At 33.7% G+C, this 15,644-nt stretch carries 18 protein-coding genes; 7 read left to right on the forward strand and 11 right to left on the reverse strand.

All coding sequences use genetic code 11. From position 1 onward, the window contains the following. Positions 1 to 21 precede the first annotated feature (21 nt). The 5 genes from pyk to ACQY44_RS12210 form a co-directional block, all read right to left on the reverse strand. Positions 22 to 1,452 (reverse strand): pyruvate kinase, encoded by a 1,431-nt coding sequence (pyk, locus tag ACQY44_RS12190; RefSeq protein ID WP_428230618.1) that lies wholly within the window; start codon positions 1,450 to 1,452, stop codon positions 22 to 24. Positions 1,453 to 1,457: 5 nt separating this feature from the next. Beyond that, on the reverse strand, positions 1,458 to 1,946 hold the full coding sequence (locus tag ACQY44_RS12195) for an IPExxxVDY family protein (protein ID WP_428230619.1): 489 nt from the start codon (positions 1,944 to 1,946) through the stop codon (positions 1,458 to 1,460). A 124-nt stretch (positions 1,947 to 2,070) separates the two neighbouring features. Beyond that, positions 2,071 to 2,811 carry a ribonuclease III gene (gene rnc, locus ACQY44_RS12200; RefSeq protein ID WP_428230620.1) on the reverse strand — a complete coding sequence of 247 codons (741 nt, stop codon included), beginning with the start codon at positions 2,809 to 2,811 and terminating at the stop codon, positions 2,071 to 2,073. 9 nt (positions 2,812 to 2,820) lie between these two features. Next, entirely contained in the window at positions 2,821 to 4,074 is a 1,254-nt protein-coding gene (fabF, locus tag ACQY44_RS12205) for a beta-ketoacyl-ACP synthase II (RefSeq protein WP_428230621.1), read from the reverse strand. Positions 4,075 to 4,313: 239 nt separating this feature from the next. After that, positions 4,314 to 4,550, reverse strand: a complete 237-nt coding sequence (locus ACQY44_RS12210) for an acyl carrier protein (protein ID WP_007137004.1) — start codon at positions 4,548 to 4,550, stop codon at positions 4,314 to 4,316. A 175-nt stretch (positions 4,551 to 4,725) separates the two neighbouring features. On the opposite strand from ACQY44_RS12210, the gene purN reads away from it, so the two are divergent. Beyond that, positions 4,726 to 5,289, forward strand: a complete 564-nt coding sequence (purN, locus tag ACQY44_RS12215; protein ID WP_428230622.1) for a phosphoribosylglycinamide formyltransferase — start codon at positions 4,726 to 4,728, stop codon at positions 5,287 to 5,289. A 177-nt stretch (positions 5,290 to 5,466) separates the two neighbouring features. Then, the gene (gene rnhA / locus ACQY44_RS12220; protein ID WP_428230623.1) at positions 5,467 to 5,943 is read left to right on the forward strand and encodes a ribonuclease HI; all 477 of its coding nucleotides are present in this window, start codon (positions 5,467 to 5,469) and stop codon (positions 5,941 to 5,943) included. A gap of 69 nt (positions 5,944 to 6,012) precedes the next feature. Here rnhA and ACQY44_RS12225 read toward each other — a convergent pair whose 3' ends face one another. Beyond that, entirely contained in the window at positions 6,013 to 6,360 is a 348-nt protein-coding gene (locus ACQY44_RS12225) for a DUF6249 domain-containing protein (RefSeq protein WP_428230624.1), read from the reverse strand. Between the two features lie 485 nt (positions 6,361 to 6,845). On the opposite strand from ACQY44_RS12225, the gene ACQY44_RS12230 reads away from it, so the two are divergent. From ACQY44_RS12230 to ACQY44_RS12240, 3 genes are read left to right on the forward strand one after another with little or no spacing between them, the layout of a single operon-like run. Further along, positions 6,846 to 7,430 (forward strand): RNA polymerase sigma factor, encoded by a 585-nt coding sequence (locus tag ACQY44_RS12230; protein WP_428230625.1) that lies wholly within the window; start codon positions 6,846 to 6,848, stop codon positions 7,428 to 7,430. Continuing rightward, entirely contained in the window at positions 7,417 to 7,812 is a 396-nt protein-coding gene (locus ACQY44_RS12235; protein WP_428230626.1) for a hypothetical protein, read from the forward strand. The genes ACQY44_RS12230 and ACQY44_RS12235 overlap by 14 nt, the downstream gene beginning before the upstream one ends. A 10-nt stretch (positions 7,813 to 7,822) precedes the next feature. Beyond that, positions 7,823 to 7,990, forward strand: a complete 168-nt coding sequence (locus ACQY44_RS12240; protein ID WP_428230627.1) for a hypothetical protein — start codon at positions 7,823 to 7,825, stop codon at positions 7,988 to 7,990. Here ACQY44_RS12240 and ACQY44_RS12245 read toward each other — a convergent pair. Continuing rightward, positions 7,981 to 8,562, reverse strand: coding sequence for a hypothetical protein (locus ACQY44_RS12245; protein ID WP_428230628.1), 582 nt, complete (start codon positions 8,560 to 8,562; stop codon positions 7,981 to 7,983). The genes ACQY44_RS12240 and ACQY44_RS12245 overlap by 10 nt on opposite strands. Positions 8,563 to 8,807: 245 nt before the next feature. On the opposite strand from ACQY44_RS12245, the gene ACQY44_RS12250 reads away from it, so the two are divergent. Both ACQY44_RS12250 and ACQY44_RS12255 read left to right on the forward strand, forming a co-directional pair. Next, a complete protein-coding gene (locus ACQY44_RS12250) occupies positions 8,808 to 9,731 on the forward strand; it encodes a PfkB family carbohydrate kinase (protein WP_428230629.1) in 924 nt (307 codons plus the stop codon). Positions 9,732 to 9,812: 81 nt separating this feature from the next. Beyond that, a complete protein-coding gene (locus ACQY44_RS12255) occupies positions 9,813 to 11,711 on the forward strand; it encodes an amidophosphoribosyltransferase (RefSeq protein WP_428230630.1) in 1,899 nt (632 codons plus the stop codon). 476 nt (positions 11,712 to 12,187) lie between these two features. Here ACQY44_RS12255 and ACQY44_RS12260 read toward each other — a convergent pair whose 3' ends face one another. The 4 genes from ACQY44_RS12260 to ACQY44_RS12275 all read right to left on the reverse strand — a co-directional run bounded on the left by ACQY44_RS12260 (position 12,188) and on the right by ACQY44_RS12275 (position 15,490). Next, entirely contained in the window at positions 12,188 to 12,799 is a 612-nt protein-coding gene (locus tag ACQY44_RS12260) for a superoxide dismutase (protein WP_428230631.1), read from the reverse strand. A gap of 138 nt (positions 12,800 to 12,937) precedes the next feature. Continuing rightward, complete coding sequence (gene pth, locus ACQY44_RS12265) at positions 12,938 to 13,564, reverse strand: aminoacyl-tRNA hydrolase (RefSeq protein WP_428230632.1); 627 nt, start codon at positions 13,562 to 13,564, stop codon at positions 12,938 to 12,940. Between the two features lie 313 nt (positions 13,565 to 13,877). Next, a complete protein-coding gene (locus ACQY44_RS12270) occupies positions 13,878 to 14,489 on the reverse strand; it encodes a 50S ribosomal protein L25/general stress protein Ctc (RefSeq protein WP_127338171.1) in 612 nt (203 codons plus the stop codon). A gap of 59 nt (positions 14,490 to 14,548) precedes the next feature. Then, complete coding sequence (locus ACQY44_RS12275; RefSeq protein ID WP_065451678.1) at positions 14,549 to 15,490, reverse strand: ribose-phosphate pyrophosphokinase; 942 nt, start codon at positions 15,488 to 15,490, stop codon at positions 14,549 to 14,551. Positions 15,491 to 15,644: the final 154 nt, after the last annotated feature.

Here is a 15,644-nt window from a genome sequence, read left to right on the forward strand (position 1 = left end):
TTTGTATGGTAAATCTGAGGATTATTCTATTTCCGAAACTCTCATGGTATTCACCATTCCTTTATCTTTAATTGGCATAGCTGCAAGATTGATTAAATAATCGCCTTTTGTTGCATACCCTTTTTCAACAGCGATTTTATTTACATCTGTTACAGTATCATCTGTACTTTCGTCTTTATCATAGAAGTAGGACTTCACTCCCCATAATAAATTAAGTTGCGTTAAGATTCTTCTGTTTGAAGTAAATACTAAAATATGTGCTGAAGGTCTCCAGGCTGAAACCTGAAAAGCTGTATAACCACTATTTGTTAAAGTACAAATTGCCTTTGCTTTGATTTCATTAGCCAACTGAGCTGCCTGGTGACAAACTGTTTTAGTAACAAAACGTTTCGTTTTTATTTGTGGTGTGTTTTGTGGAACCTGAATTAGCGGAGAATCCTCTACCGCCTCACAAATTTGAGTCATTTTTTGAATAACTTGTACCGGATAATTTCCTGTAGCGGTTTCTCCAGACAACATTACAGCATCAGCTCCATCCATTACAGAGTTTGCAACGTCATTTACTTCAGCTCTTGTTGGCGTCAAACTTGTAATCATTGTCTCCATCATTTGTGTTGCAACGATAACAGGAATTCTTGCAATTTTAGCTCTACGGATCAAATCTTTTTGAACTAATGGTACTTCGTGCGCAGGAAGTTCAACTCCTAAATCTCCACGTGCCACCATTAAAGCGTCGCAGTATGCTACAATTTTATCCATGTTCTCAAGAGCTTCCGGCATTTCAATTTTAGCCACAATCGGAATTTTATATTCTGAATGTTTAGCGATCAATTCTTGTAAATCTTGTAAATCGCGTGGTGTTTTTACAAACGAAAGGGCAATCCAGTCTACTTTTTGCTCAATAGCAAAAATAGCATCTGCAATATCTTTTTCAGTCAAAGCCGGTAAAGAAATTTTAGTGTTTGGAAGATTAACCCCTTTTTTAGATTTTAATTCTCCACCCTGAATTACTTTAGCAACAACTTCTGTTTTTTTATCAGTAGAAATAATTTCAAAAATCAATTTACCGTCATCAAGCAAAATACGCTCTCCAGGATTCACATCATTTGGAAAATTCTGATATTTCATGAACACTTTTTGAGCTGTTCCTAAAATGTCTTCAGCAGTTGTAAAAGTGATTAAATCACCATCATGCACAACAGTTCCTTCTTCCATTACTCCAACTCTAAGTTTAGGACCTTGCAAATCTCCAAGGATTGCAGTAGTATAACCAAACTCTTCGTTTAGACCTCTAATAATATTAATCTTCTCTTTTACTCCTTCGTAATCAGCGTGCGAAAAATTAACCCTAAACACATTAACCCCTGCATCGATCATATCTTTGATAATCTCTCTTGTACCACATGCAGGACCAAGTGTAGCGACAATTTTGGTTTTTTTGTTTGTTAACATTTTTTTTAAAAAATTAGATTGTTTTTTGATTTTATTTTATCAGTATCTACAGCATATATAGCCGCAATACCTTCTATTGTATTTAATTGTTGTTGAATTTCTGAAAAATCAAGCGTCTCTTCGCTATTTTCTATTTTCAGGAAAAAATCTACTTTTTTGAATTCAGGAAGTAAATGAATTGTTGTTGAAACCTCACTTGTCTCATTGGAAAACAAATCTTGAGAATCATTTCTACTCGTTGAAATGATTTCATTTTTATTCTGAATTAGATTCCATGAAACTGTTTTTTCGGAATCATAGTAATAAAATCTGGAAAAATTTGCCTCGCCTTCTTTAGTTTGAGCATGGATCTCGTTTTTGCTCTTACTTAAGTTTATCGGAAGGTTTTTATTGATAAAATAGGCCAATCTATAATCTTCTAATGAAGTATGAATTGCCATTAAATAATAATCAATTTCGTCAAATTCGTCTAAATCCAATCTATGAATAGCCATGTCATGAAAAATCAAGGTGTAAATATACTATTTCTAGCGGAGCTTAAATAGTTAAGATGTGCTTGTTTTTATTAATTTATAAACGAAAACGTTATAGCTTTAAGATAGTTACAACAATTTTGTACTATTTCTTGTCTATTTTTTCCTGAAACGCAAAATAAGCTCTTTGTGAAGCTTTCTCTTCTGCCTTCTTTTTTGAAGTTGCCCGCGCTCGTGCGATTACTTTATCGTCTATACTTAATTTTACGCCAAATAAGCGCTGACCGTCAATACCGTTATCTTCAAAAATATCATAATGAAAGATCCTCTTTTCTTTCTGACACCATTCGATAACCAAACTTTTATAACTAATTACTTTGCCCTCAAGTCGTGCAATATCAACATAAGGAGCAACTACTCGTTTTTGAATAAATTTTTCGCAAAATGAATATCCTTTATCCAAATAGATAGCCCCAATAAGAGATTCGAAAATATTACCATGAATATTTTCTCCAAAATGCTGAATAGGTACTTTGCTTTCTACAAAACGAACCAGGTTTAAATCTTTACCCAATTCATTCAGATGCTCACGGCTTACAATCTTAGAACGCATTTTGGTCAAATAGCCTTCGTCACCATTTGGTGCTTTATTAAATAAGTGTGCTGCAATTACGGCACTCAACATAGCGTCCCCCAAAAACTCTAAACGTTCGTAATTAATTGGATGTCCCGATTCGTCTAATTTATTTGAAGATCTATGCGTAAAAGCTTTCTTATAAAAATCGATTGTAGCAGGCTGAAAACCAAGTATTTTCTGAATAGTGTCAAAAAAAATCCCGTCTTCTTGAGAACGGGATTTTGAAAATATTTTTTTGATAATATTCATATACAGAAATTAGTCAACTAATTTTTTAAACAATACGCAAGCATTGTGTCCTCCAAAACCAAAAGTGTTACTCATAGCAACATTTACCTCTCTTTTTTGAGGTTTGTTTAAGGTCAGGTTCAATGATGGATCAATGTTTTCATCCACTACAGTGTGGTTGATCGTTGGAGGAACTATTCCATGTTGCATCGCTAAAATTGAAGCAATTGCTTCAATAGCACCGGCAGCACCAAGTAAGTGTCCTGTCATTGATTTCGTAGAGTTGATATTGATATTTTTTGCATGATCGCCAAAAACAGCACTAATCGCTTTTAATTCGGCAACATCTCCTAAAGGAGTAGAAGTTCCGTGAGTATTGATATGATCAATATCCTCAGGTTTCATTCCGGCATCTCTTAATGTATTTTTCATTACTGCAATAACTCCAATTCCTTCCGGATGTGGTGCAGTCAGGTGATAAGCATCAGATGACATTCCGCCTCCTCCAACTTCGCAATAAATTTTTGCGCCTCTGGCTTTAGCATGTTCGTATTCTTCAAGAACTAAAGCTCCTGCTCCTTCTCCTAAAACAAAACCATCTCTGGTAGCATCAAAAGGTCTTGAAGCCGTTTCCGGGCTATCGTTTCTTGTTGATAAAGCGTGCATAGAATTAAAACCTCCCATACCCGCAATAGTAATTGCAGCTTCTGATCCTCCTGACACAATAACATCACACATTCCTAAACGAATGTAGTTGAAAGCATCGATTAATGCATTTGCAGAAGATGCACATGCAGAAACAGTAGTATAATTTGGCCCCATATAACCATTTCGCATTGAGATGTGTGCTGGTGCAATATCGGCAATCATTTTAGGAATAAAAAACGGATTGAATTTTGGTGTTCCGTCTCCTTTAGCATAATAAATAACTTCATCCTGAAAAGTTTCTAAACCACCAATTCCAGCTCCCCAGATAACACCAACTCTTGTTTTATCGATATTATCATCAGTAAGTCCTGCATCTTTAATAGCTTCGTCACTAGCAGCAACAGCGTATTGAGCGAATTTATCTAATCTTCGAGATTCCTTGCGATCCATGTAATCTTCAATATTGAAGTTTTTTACTTCACAGGCAAATTTCGTTTTATGCTTCTCTGTATCATAATACGTGATAGGAGCGGCTCCGCTAACCCCATTCACAAGTGCCTCCCAGTAATCCTGGATATTATTCCCAATCGGAGTAAGAGCACCTAATCCTGTTACAACAACTCGCTTTAACGTCATAAATATGTATTTTGTACTTTAAACAAATAAAACCCACGCTTTCTTAACTGTATTGTTTACTTAAGAGCCATGGGCATTACAATATAAATATATCTTTTTGATTGAAAACCAATCGAAATTTAAATTTTAAAAAAATAATAACACCCGACTCTTAGAAATTTCAAAAATCAAAAAATCAAATTCCAATTGGAATTTGGAATTTCAAAAATTGGTATTTTTAGAAATCGGGTGCGGTATTATTATTTTTTAGCTTCTTCGATATAAGAAATAGCTTGACCAACAGTAGCAATGTTTTCTGCTTGATCGTCTGGAATTTGAATATCAAATTCTTTTTCGAATTCCATAATAAGCTCAACAGTGTCTAATGAGTCAGCTCCCAAATCATTAGTGAAGCTTGCTTCTGTTACAACTTCGTTTTCGTCAACACCTAATTTGTCTACGATAATCGCTTTTACTCTTGATGCAATGTCTGACATAATCTTTAATTTTAGAATTTAATTTGTTGGCAAAAATAAAAAACTTTATTTTAAAACCACGATTTAGTTTATAAATGTAACACTAATTTATAAAATTAATTTCAAGAAAGCTGTTTTAAAGCTATTTATTTTCGATTTTTATTCCGTTTTTTGCATTCTCAAATTATATTCGATTATGAAAAAAATTATCGTTTTTGCCTCAGGATCAGGGACTAATGCTGAAAACATTATAAAATATTTTGCTAAAACTAAAATTGCAAAAGTTGTTTCTGTTTTTACGAATAATGCTTCGGCAAAAGTCATCGAAAGAGCAAAAAATCATCAAATTTCAACCGAAATCTTCTCAAAAAGTGAATTATTAGAAAGAAACGTCTTACGAAAAATACAAGAAATCGATCCGGATATGATAGTTCTGGCAGGTTTCTTATTGAAATTTCCAGACCATATAATCGAGAAATATCCAAACAAAATAATCAACATTCATCCTGCACTTTTACCTAATTACGGTGGTAAAGGAATGTACGGCATGCACATACACAGAGCAATCATTAATAATAAAGAGAAAGAAACCGGAATTTCAATTCATTATGTAAACGAACATTATGATGAAGGCGGTATCATTTTTCAGAAAAATATAGCCCTGACAGATGACGACACCCCTGAAACAGTAGCCAAAAAGATTCATGAGCTGGAACAAAAGTATTTTCCGGAAATCATTTCAAGACTTTTAGAAGATTAAAAAATAAAATCTAAACCATATAAGTAATATAAGACAATTTAAGTCGGGCCTTTTAAATCTTAAAAATGATACGATTTAAAAACACAATAAAATTTAAATCAATTTTTAAATTATACATAAGAAATACAAGACGAAATTTAAATCAACTTATATTGCTTATATGGTAAAAATAAATAAATGACTTACGAAGTACATATATATACTGATGGCGCTGCAAAAGGAAATCCCGGAAACGGAGGTTATGGCGTAGTAATGGAATTGGTTGGAACTCCACATAAAAAAGAATTTTACGAAGGCTTCCGCCTGACAACAAACAACAGAATGGAGCTTTTAGCCGTAATTGTTGGACTTGAAAAACTAAAAAAGCCCAATATGAAAGTTTTAGTTGTTTCAGATTCTAAATACGTAATTGATTCTGTTGTTAAAAAATGGGTTTTTGGATGGGAAAAAAAAGGATACACGGGTAAAAAAAATCCGGATTTATGGAAACGTTTCCTGATCATTTATCGCAAACATCAGGTCGATTTTAAATGGATTAAAGGACACAACAATCATCCTCAAAACGAACGCTGCGATGAACTGGCTGTTATGGCAGCTATGCAGAAAAATTTGTCTATAGATGTTTACTACGAAACCATAGGTTCAAAATCATAAAACAAAAACGCGTCAGAAACACTTGTTACTGACGCGTTATAATCGTTAATGGTACTAACTTAAACGATTTTATTCTTTATCTAAATCCTTTGCTCTGTGAAATCCTACAAGCAAACCAACTCCGGACATCATAATAACTGTTGCCGGGTATACAACATCTGAATTCAGTTTGGTATAAGTTGTAAGGAATAAAGCAATAAAAAATCCAACTCCAATACCTATTAAAAGAAAAGCCGTATTTAGAATAAGGATTTTCCAGGCTGGAACCCCATTAGTTCTTCCTTTTAAAAAGATACTGGCATCAACACCCTTTTCTATAAGAGCAAGACGCTCTCTGTTTCTTGTTGAGTAAATAAGATAAACAATTCCGAAGATCATCAGAAACATACTTATTGGTACTAAAATTTGTGGTCCCATAATTTTATTTTTTATAATTGATTGATACCCATATGACGACATGTTTTGAATTCAGGTTACAATGATTTTAAAATAAATCCAAATTTTAAATTCCAAATTCCAAAACTTACTGAATATCAGTTAATTTTGAGTTTAATTTTCTTTCAGTGAAAACAACAATCTTTATCAAAGTTTAAAACCAATGATATCAAGGAGTTTTTACAAAAGCTCAAGTTTAAAGCTGATTTGCGCATTTTTGTCATTTCGAAGAAGGAGAAATCTCCAGGAGTAACTCCGCGCAACAAAAGCCAAATCTTTGTCGGGCTTCTTACGAAGATTTCTCCTTCGTCGAAATGACAAGATTGTGGTTAAACTTTGACAAAGACAAGCATTAATTACAATCTATAAAAATTGAAATTTGTTTTTTCGAAGTTGGAATTTGGAATTTTGAAATTTATTTTAAAATCATTGTAACCTAAACACAGAATGTGTCGTCCTATACAATTATGAGCACAATAAGCGATCAACATTATATCGATAAAATTCTGCAAGGCGACGCGAATGCATTTGCCGTGCTGGTTAATCGTTATAAGGATATGATCTTTACATTGGCTCTTAAAATGATCAAAAACCGGGAAGAAGCCGAAGAGGTTGCACAAGATACTTTTATCAAGGCCTATAATTCCTTGAGCAAGTTTAAAGGCGATTCTAAATTTTCGACCTGGATTTATAAAGTAGCTTATAATACGTGTTTAGATCGTTTGAAAAAAAACAAAAAAGAAGACAACAATATCTCAATAGATGAATTTTCAGCACATTTGATCAAAACGATGGATAATGCTTTGAGCGCTTTAGAAGATAAAGAACGAAAGCAAACGATTCAGAATTGTTTGAATTTATTACCGAGAGAAGAGAATTTCCTGTTAACTTTATTTTATTTTGAAGATCAGAATTTAGAAGAAATCGGAAAAATCATGAACATCAATGCTAATAATGTGAAGGTAAAATTATTTAGAAGCCGACAAAAATTAGCTGTAATTTTGAAAAAGCAATTAGAACCAGAAATAATAGAATGTTATGAAAGAAAATGATAAAGAAATAGAAACTCTGATTGAAAGAATGATGAGCGAAAATACTCCGGAATCGCCATCGATCGACTTTACTTCAAAAATAATGTCTCAGGTTTTAGTGGCAGAGAAAAGCAAAATCAAAGCCTACAAACCTTTAATTTCAAAAACAACCTGGATATTTATTGGCATCAGTTTAGCTGCTTTAACGGCTTATGCTATTTACTTCAATAACGACATTTCTAATTTTGAAATAGCTAAAACATATTCTGATAAAGCTTCTGCTCTATTTTCTGGAATTCATTTTTCTACAAATGTGCTTTACGCTTTATTAGTCGTTCCGTTTATGGTTTTAATTCAGATTGGGGTTTTGAAGAATTATTTTGATAAGAAGTATCAATTGTAGAATTATTTGAATGATTATGATTGAAAAGAAAAACAATCCGAATAACGGCAAATTATCTAAAAAAGATTTCCTAAAATGGATTCAAACTGCTGAAAAATCTCGAACGATGTCTTTAGAAAAGTTTAATGAAAGATGGGAAGAGAAAAAGTCTGAAATTCTTAAAAAGTATTATTTATAGCTTAATTTGAAAGAATCTTCTCTTTTTCTAATGTAATCAATTCCAAGATAACAATCTGAACTTACATCATATCTGTTTATAAATAGTAAATATACTACTGTGAGATATTCGTTCGCTTTTAGATTTGATTTATTGAGTTCAATTTCATTTTTTCTTTTTGACGATTTTGAATATTTTTTCAGAAATTTATCAAATCCTAAATCAGAATATTCCGTTTCGGTTTTTTGGTTTAATTTAAAACTTCTTAAATAAGCGGGATTTTTGAATAAACCTTTGTCTAAAACAAATTCTTTATTTAAAACAGCATTTAGAAATTCTTCAAATGATTTGATTGTTTTCGAATAATATTCTTTATAAAAAAATAACAATTCATTATTATTACTTAAATGAACTTCTTTATTATTTGTTAAAACATATAAGTCTACAAAAGTATATACTGATGGCAATACACTTCCATCAACCTTATCTTCAATAGCTAATTTCTCAATCATTTCCTTAGAAAAATTTGGTTCTTTTCTTTCACACGAAATCAAAAAACAAAGAGACATTAATAAGGTTAGACTTTTCTTCATAAATGAAATTTGACATTTAAACAAATCTAATCAAAAATATTGATGCTTTTTTCAAAAATAAATATTGCATTTTACATCCAAAAAACATATTTTAAGCACTCAAAGGAATCAAATTTAATTCATTCATTTACAACAGTTTTAGCCCCGCAAACGATATTCTTTTTTTATGAAAATTTTGAGAACCTAAACCGTTGCAATATTGCAACTTATGAAGTATCTTTGCACCCTAATTCGAAATTCATAAAATGAATAAATTATTGATTGTTGGAACGGTTGCTTTCGACGCTATCGAAACTCCTTTCGGAAAAACAGATAAAATTTTAGGTGGTGCTGCAACGTATATTGGTTTATCAGCTTCATTTTTTAACTTACAATCGGCCATTGTTTCTGTAGTTGGCGACGATTTTCCTCAAGAACATTTAGATCTTTTAACTTCAAAAAATATTGATATCTCAGGTATCGAAATTGTAAAAGGCGGAAAAACCTTTTTCTGGAGCGGTTTATACCACAATGATCTAAATTCAAGAGACACTCTTGTAACGGAATTAAATGTTTTGGCTGATTTTCAACCAAAAGTTCCTCAAAATTATAAAGATGCTGATGTCGTAATGTTAGGAAACTTACATCCGTTAGTACAAAGCAGTGTTTTGGACCAAATGGAGAAAAAACCAAAATTAGTAGTTTTAGATACTATGAACTTTTGGATGGACTGCGCTTTACCGGAATTACTTGAGGTAATTAAACGTGTAGACGTGATCACAATCAATGACGAAGAAGCAAGACAACTTTCAGGTGAATATTCATTAGTAAAAGCGGCTAACAAAATCCAGGAATTGGGACCAAAATATGTGGTAATCAAAAAAGGAGAACACGGAGCGCTTTTATTCCATAACAGAGAAGTATTCTTTGCACCGGCATTACCGCTAGAAGATGTTTTTGATCCTACTGGAGCAGGAGACACTTTTGCAGGTGGTTTTTCAGGATTTATTGCACAAAGCAAAAACATTTCGTTTAACAATATGAAAAACGCAATAATATACGGATCTAATTTAGCTTCATTTTGTGTAGAGAAATTTGGAACTGAAAGGATGGAAACCTTAAGCAAAGCAGAAGTAGCGATTCGATTACAACAGTTTAAGTCGTTAACTCAGTTTGACATAGAAATATAATGCCCGAAAGCCTCGCTAATAACGGGGCTTTTTTATTACGTTAATACACACAACTTACAACAACACAAAATACAAAAAAAAATGAGCGACGCTTTAAAACACGAATGTGGTATAGCCTTAGTTAGACTTCTTAAACCGCTTGAATATTACAAAGAAAAATACGGAACTGCTTTTTACGGGATACAAAAAATGTACCTAATGATGGAGAAGCAGCACAACCGTGGTCAGGATGGTGCTGGTTTTGCAAGCATCAAATTAGATGTTCAGCCTGGCGAACGTTATATTAGCAGGGTTCGTTCGAATCATGCACAACCCATCCAGGACGTTTTTAAACAAATCAATGAACGTATCAACGAAGAGATGACCTCTCATCCTGAGTACGCAAATGATGTTGCCAAACAAAAAGCAAACATTCCTTATATAGGTGAATTATTTTTAGGACACGTTCGTTACGGAACTTTTGGTAAAAACAGTATCGAAAGTGTTCATCCATTTTTACGTCAGAGTAACTGGATGCACCGTAATCTAATTTTGGCAGGTAACTTTAACATGACTAATGTTAAGGAACTTTTCGAAAACCTGGTTGAACTTGGACAACATCCAAAAGAAATGGCCGACACTGTGACGGTTATGGAAAAAATAGGGCATTTTCTTGACAAAGAAGTAATGCAGCTCTATCAGGACTGCAAACTGGAAGGTTATTCTAAAAGAGAAGCTTCGCCTGTAATTGCAGACCGACTGGATATTGCAAAAATATTAACCCGCTCTGCTAAAAATTTAGACGGAGGTTACGCAATGGCCGGATTATTAGGTCATGGTGACGCTTTTGTTTTTAGAGATCCTGCAGGAATTCGTCCGGCTTATTTTTATCAGGATGATGAAGTGGTAGTGGTAGCTTCTGAAAGACCTGTTATTCAAACTGTATTTAATGTACCTTTTGAAAGCGTTCAGGAAATTGAACCAGGAAATGCTTTAATTATTAAGAAAAGCGGAAAAGTTTCGATGGAACAAATTTTAGAACCAACAGTTAAGAAAGCTTGTTCTTTTGAAAGAATTTATTTCTCAAGAGGTAGTGATGCCGAAATCTATCAGGAACGTAAAAACTTAGGAAAATTAATTTTACCTGCCGTTTTGAAATCAATTGACAGCGACACAGATAATACTGTTTTCTCTTATATCCCTAATACAGCCGAAACTTCATTTTATGGTTTAGTCGAAGCCGCTCAGGATTTCTTAAATCAGAGAAAAAACAATTATATTTTAGCCAATAGAAATACCCTTACAGCTGAAACTTTACAAGAATTATTAGCTGTAAAAATCCGTACGGAAAAAGTAGCGATTAAAGATGCTAAACTTAGAACCTTTATTACTGAAGATAGCAGCCGTGATGATTTAGTAGCTCATGTCTATGACGTAACTTATGGCGTGATCAAGCCAACTGACAATCTGGTTATTATCGATGATAGTATTGTTCGCGGTACAACGCTTAAAATGAGTATCATAAAAATGATGGATCGTTTAAATCCTAAACGTATCGTAATCGTTTCATCAGCACCACAAATTCGTTATCCTGATTGTTACGGAATTGACATGGCGAAACTGGAAGGTCTTGTTGCTTTTAGAGCAGCTTTGGCTTTATTAAAAGAAAGAAATTTATATCATATTGTTGATGAAGTTTATGCAAAATGTAAAGCACAGGAAAACTATCCGGATAGTGATGTTGTGAATTATGTAACTGCCATTTACGATCAGTTTACTCCAGAGGAAGTGTCAGATAAAATTGCTGAAATGTTGAGTTCTCCTGAAATTAACGCTGAAGTAAAAATCATTTTCCAGAAAGTAGAAGACTTGCATATTGCGTGTCCGAAAAATTTGGGAGACTGGTACTTTACCGGAGACTATCCTACTCCAGGAGGAAATCGTGTGGTAAACAGAGCTTTCATGAATTTTTACGAAGGAAAAGATGCCAGAGCATATTAATAAAATACTAACAAAAGGTTAATTTGTGCATTTCATCGGTTTTTTTTGCCGTTCATCCTATATGTTTGGTAAAAATGAAAAGCTACAATACTTTTGAAATACCATAACATTAGTAGGTTAAGTTTATGGTAGATTTGGGGCAAAAAGGGTGGAAGCAATTCCACCTTTTTTATTGGAATAAAGTCAACTATTTCTAAAGTAGGATTTTACACTCACTTAATCGGATATATTTACCATTCGTCTAGAAAGTTTTTTACATAGAAACAGCTATCTTATATTTACTACACCATAACATTAGTAGGTTAAGTATATGGTAGATTTGGGGCAAAAAAGGTGGAAGAAATTCCACCTTTTTTATTTTTACAGAGAATAGAACAAAGAGGATGGAATAAAGATAAAATGCAGAGACAAAAAAAAAGACGAATAACTGTTAGGTCATTCGTCTTTTTTCTATTTTTCTATTCTCTTTGAATCGACTATTTGTCTAAAGCAAATCTTCTTGCCACTTCTGTCCAGTTAATCACACTGAAGAAAGCTTCAATATAATCTGGTCTTCTGTTTTGGTAGTTTAAGTAGTAAGCGTGCTCCCAAACATCCATTCCTAAGATTGGAGTTCCACCGTTACCAGCAACTTCCGGCATTAATGGATTATCCTGATTTGGAGTACCTACAACTTCTAGCTTACCCCCTTTTTGCACTGTTAACCAAGCCCATCCTGAACCGAATTGTGTTGCACCAGCTTTAGCAAATTTTGCTTTAAACTCTTCAAAAGTTCCAAAAGAAGCTTCGATAGCTGCTAATAAATCACCTGTTGGCAATCCGCCACCATCTGGAGACATTACTGTCCAGAACAAATTGTGGTTGTAATAACCCCCACCGTTGTTGCGAACTGCAGCGTTAGACTTATCCAGGTTGATTAAGATATTTTCTATTGTTTTCCCTTCTAAATCTGTTCCTGCAATTGCAGCGTTAAGATTTGTAGTATAGGCATTGTGGTGTTTTGTATAATGGATTTCCATTGTACGAGCATCAATATGTGGTTCTAATGCATCATATGCATAAGGTAATTGTGGTAATTCAAAAGCCATGATATTATGATTTTATGATTTATAATAATTTATTTCAAATTTAGACATTTAACTTTGGAATAGAAAATACTATTTCGTTATAATTCGATTTAATTAACTGATAATTTGATTATTTAACAGTTAAACAACTGTAATTCTTTACTTTCCATTAAATGTTGTCATCGTATTTTCTAATCCGGCGGTTCCAAAAGATTTAATAATTTCTGAAGAAACTTCTAAACGCTCGGGTAATTTCGCCTTTTCTTCTTCGTCCCAATCGCCCAAAACATAATCTACTTGTTGGCCTTTTTTGAACTGATCACTGATTCCAAATCTAAAACGAGTGTAGTTTTGCGTATTCAAAACCAGGTTGATGTTCTTCAGTCCGTTATGACCTCCGTCGCTTCCTTTTGGTTTGATTCGGATAGTTCCAAATGAGAGGTTTAAATCGTCTGTAATGACCAAAATATTCTCTAAAGGTATATTTTCTTTGTCCATCCAGTATTTTACTGCCTTGCCACTTAAATTCATGTAGGTGTTAGGCTTAAGCAGAAAAAAGGTTCTTCCTTTGAATTTATATTCCGCCAAAGCACCCAATTTTACGGTTTCAAATGAAAGCCCTTCTTTTTTAGCTAAAAAATCCAGGACTTTGAATCCTATATTATGTCTTGTATTTACGTATTCGGCACCAATATTACCAAGTCCTACGATTAAATATTTTTTCATACTGTCTATGTTCTCTTCTTTTTGTGGTGATGAAAACAGTTTTGTTATCCATTTTATCATGTTTGCAAAAATAGGGTTAATTTGGTAATTAGAAAATGTGTCAATTAGATAATTTGAATTGTATTGTTATTTAACCGCAAAGAACGCAAAAGGTTTTTCGCAAAGAGCGCCAAGGAAATGTTTTAAGGTAAGATCGTTAAGAATCGCACGCTGATGACGCGAATTTTTTTACTTGGTAGTGTTATCCTTATTTCGCCAGACTGCAGACTTTGCTTTTTTTGCCCCTTTGAACCTCTGAGCCTTTGTCCCTCTATAAACAAAAAAAAAGCACCAATCTTTCGATTGATGCTTTTTGTATTGAATTTGAAAAAAATTATTTTTTCTTTCCTTTTGCAGGAGCTTTTGCAGCTTTTGCAGCTTCTTGAGCAGCTTTCATAGCAGCACGAGAAATTCTTACCTGAGCAACAACTGTGTTTTCAGGGTGCATTACTTTGTATTCCGGAGAACCTACTTTAGTAACGTATAATTTGTTACCCATTTCAAGTGGAGTAATGTCAGCTTCAACAAAATCAGGAAGATCTTTAGGTAAAGCTTTAACTTTTAATTTACGAGTGTTTAAACGTAAAACACCACCTGCAAGAACACCTTTTGATGTACCAACAACTTTTACAGGAACTTCCATAGTGATTTCTTTGTCATCAAATAATTGAAAGAAGTCAATGTGTAAAATTTTATCAGATACCGGGTGAACCTGAATGTCTTGCAAAATTGCATTGAATGATTTTCCTTTTCCAAGCTCAATCACAACTGTGTGTGCGTTTGGAGTGTAAACCAAGTTTTTGAATGCCGCAGCCTCCGCTGAGAAATGTACTGCCTGATTTCCTCCGTATAACACGCAAGGAACCGCTCCAGCATTACGTAAGGCTTTAGTTGACACTTTGCCCACGCTTTCTCTTTCTGATCCTTTAATTGTAATCGATTTCATTGTAAAAAAATATAGTTATTAATAAATATTCTGCTTTATATAATGTTATGTCGCAATGACTACATTATAAATTTTCCACTGATGGAATTGTTGTGGTGCACCATGTGCATAACTTCAGCAAAAAGAGGTGCACAACTCACTACTCTGATTTTCTTTGATTCTTTCTTTAATGGAATAGAATCAGTAACTATTAACTCGCTTAATTTTGAGTTTTCGATTTTTTCGTATGCGTCACCTGATAAAATGGCGTGAGTACAAATTGCTCTAACACTTAATGCTCCTTTTTCGATCATTAAATCTGCTGCTTTCGCTAATGTTCCACCAGTATCGATCATGTCGTCTACTAATATTACGTTACGTCCTTTTACTTCACCTATTAGCTCCATAGTGTCGATAACGTTGGCAGCTTTTCTTTGTTTGTAACAGATTACTACATCTGATTCGAGAAACTTAGAGTAAGCATATGCTCTTTTTGAACCTCCCATATCTGGAGATGCAATGGTTAAATTGTCTAAATTTAAACTTTTTACGTATGGTAAAAAGATCGTAGATGCAAATAAATGATCTACTGGTTTTTCGAAAAACCCCTGAATTTGATCTGCGTGCAAATCCATTGTCATTACTCTTGTCGCTCCGGCAGCATCTAATAAATTAGCTACTAATTTTGCTCCAATTGGAACTCTTGGTTTGTCTTTTCTATCTTGTCTTGCCCAACCAAAATAAGGCATAACAGCTGTAATGTGTCTGGCTGATGCACGTTTTGCCGCATCAATCATTAGTAACAATTCCATCAAATTATCAGCAGTTGGAAAAGTTGAACACACGATAAAAACGCGTAATCCTCTTATTGATTCTTCGTAAGATGGTTGAAATTCTCCATCACTGTACGTTGACATCGTTACTTTTCCTAACGGAATTCCGTATTGTTCTGCAATTTTTTCTGCAAGATAAACACTTTGTGAACAAGCAAAAATTTTAGCTTCTGGTTCTAGGTGCGACATTATAATTTGTTGTTTTTGCTCCGCTGCGCTCTGCACGATTCGGCTTTATATTTTTAAGTAAAGCAAAACCAGTATAAATGCCTCGGGTGTAGTTAGTTGTGTGTGCTTCGTTTTAACGAGGTGCAAATTTAGAAAATTTATTGGACACTGAAAG

Source organism: Flavobacterium sp., from assembly GCF_965277525.1.
Taxonomy (GTDB): Bacteria; Bacteroidota; Bacteroidia; order Flavobacteriales; family Flavobacteriaceae; genus Flavobacterium.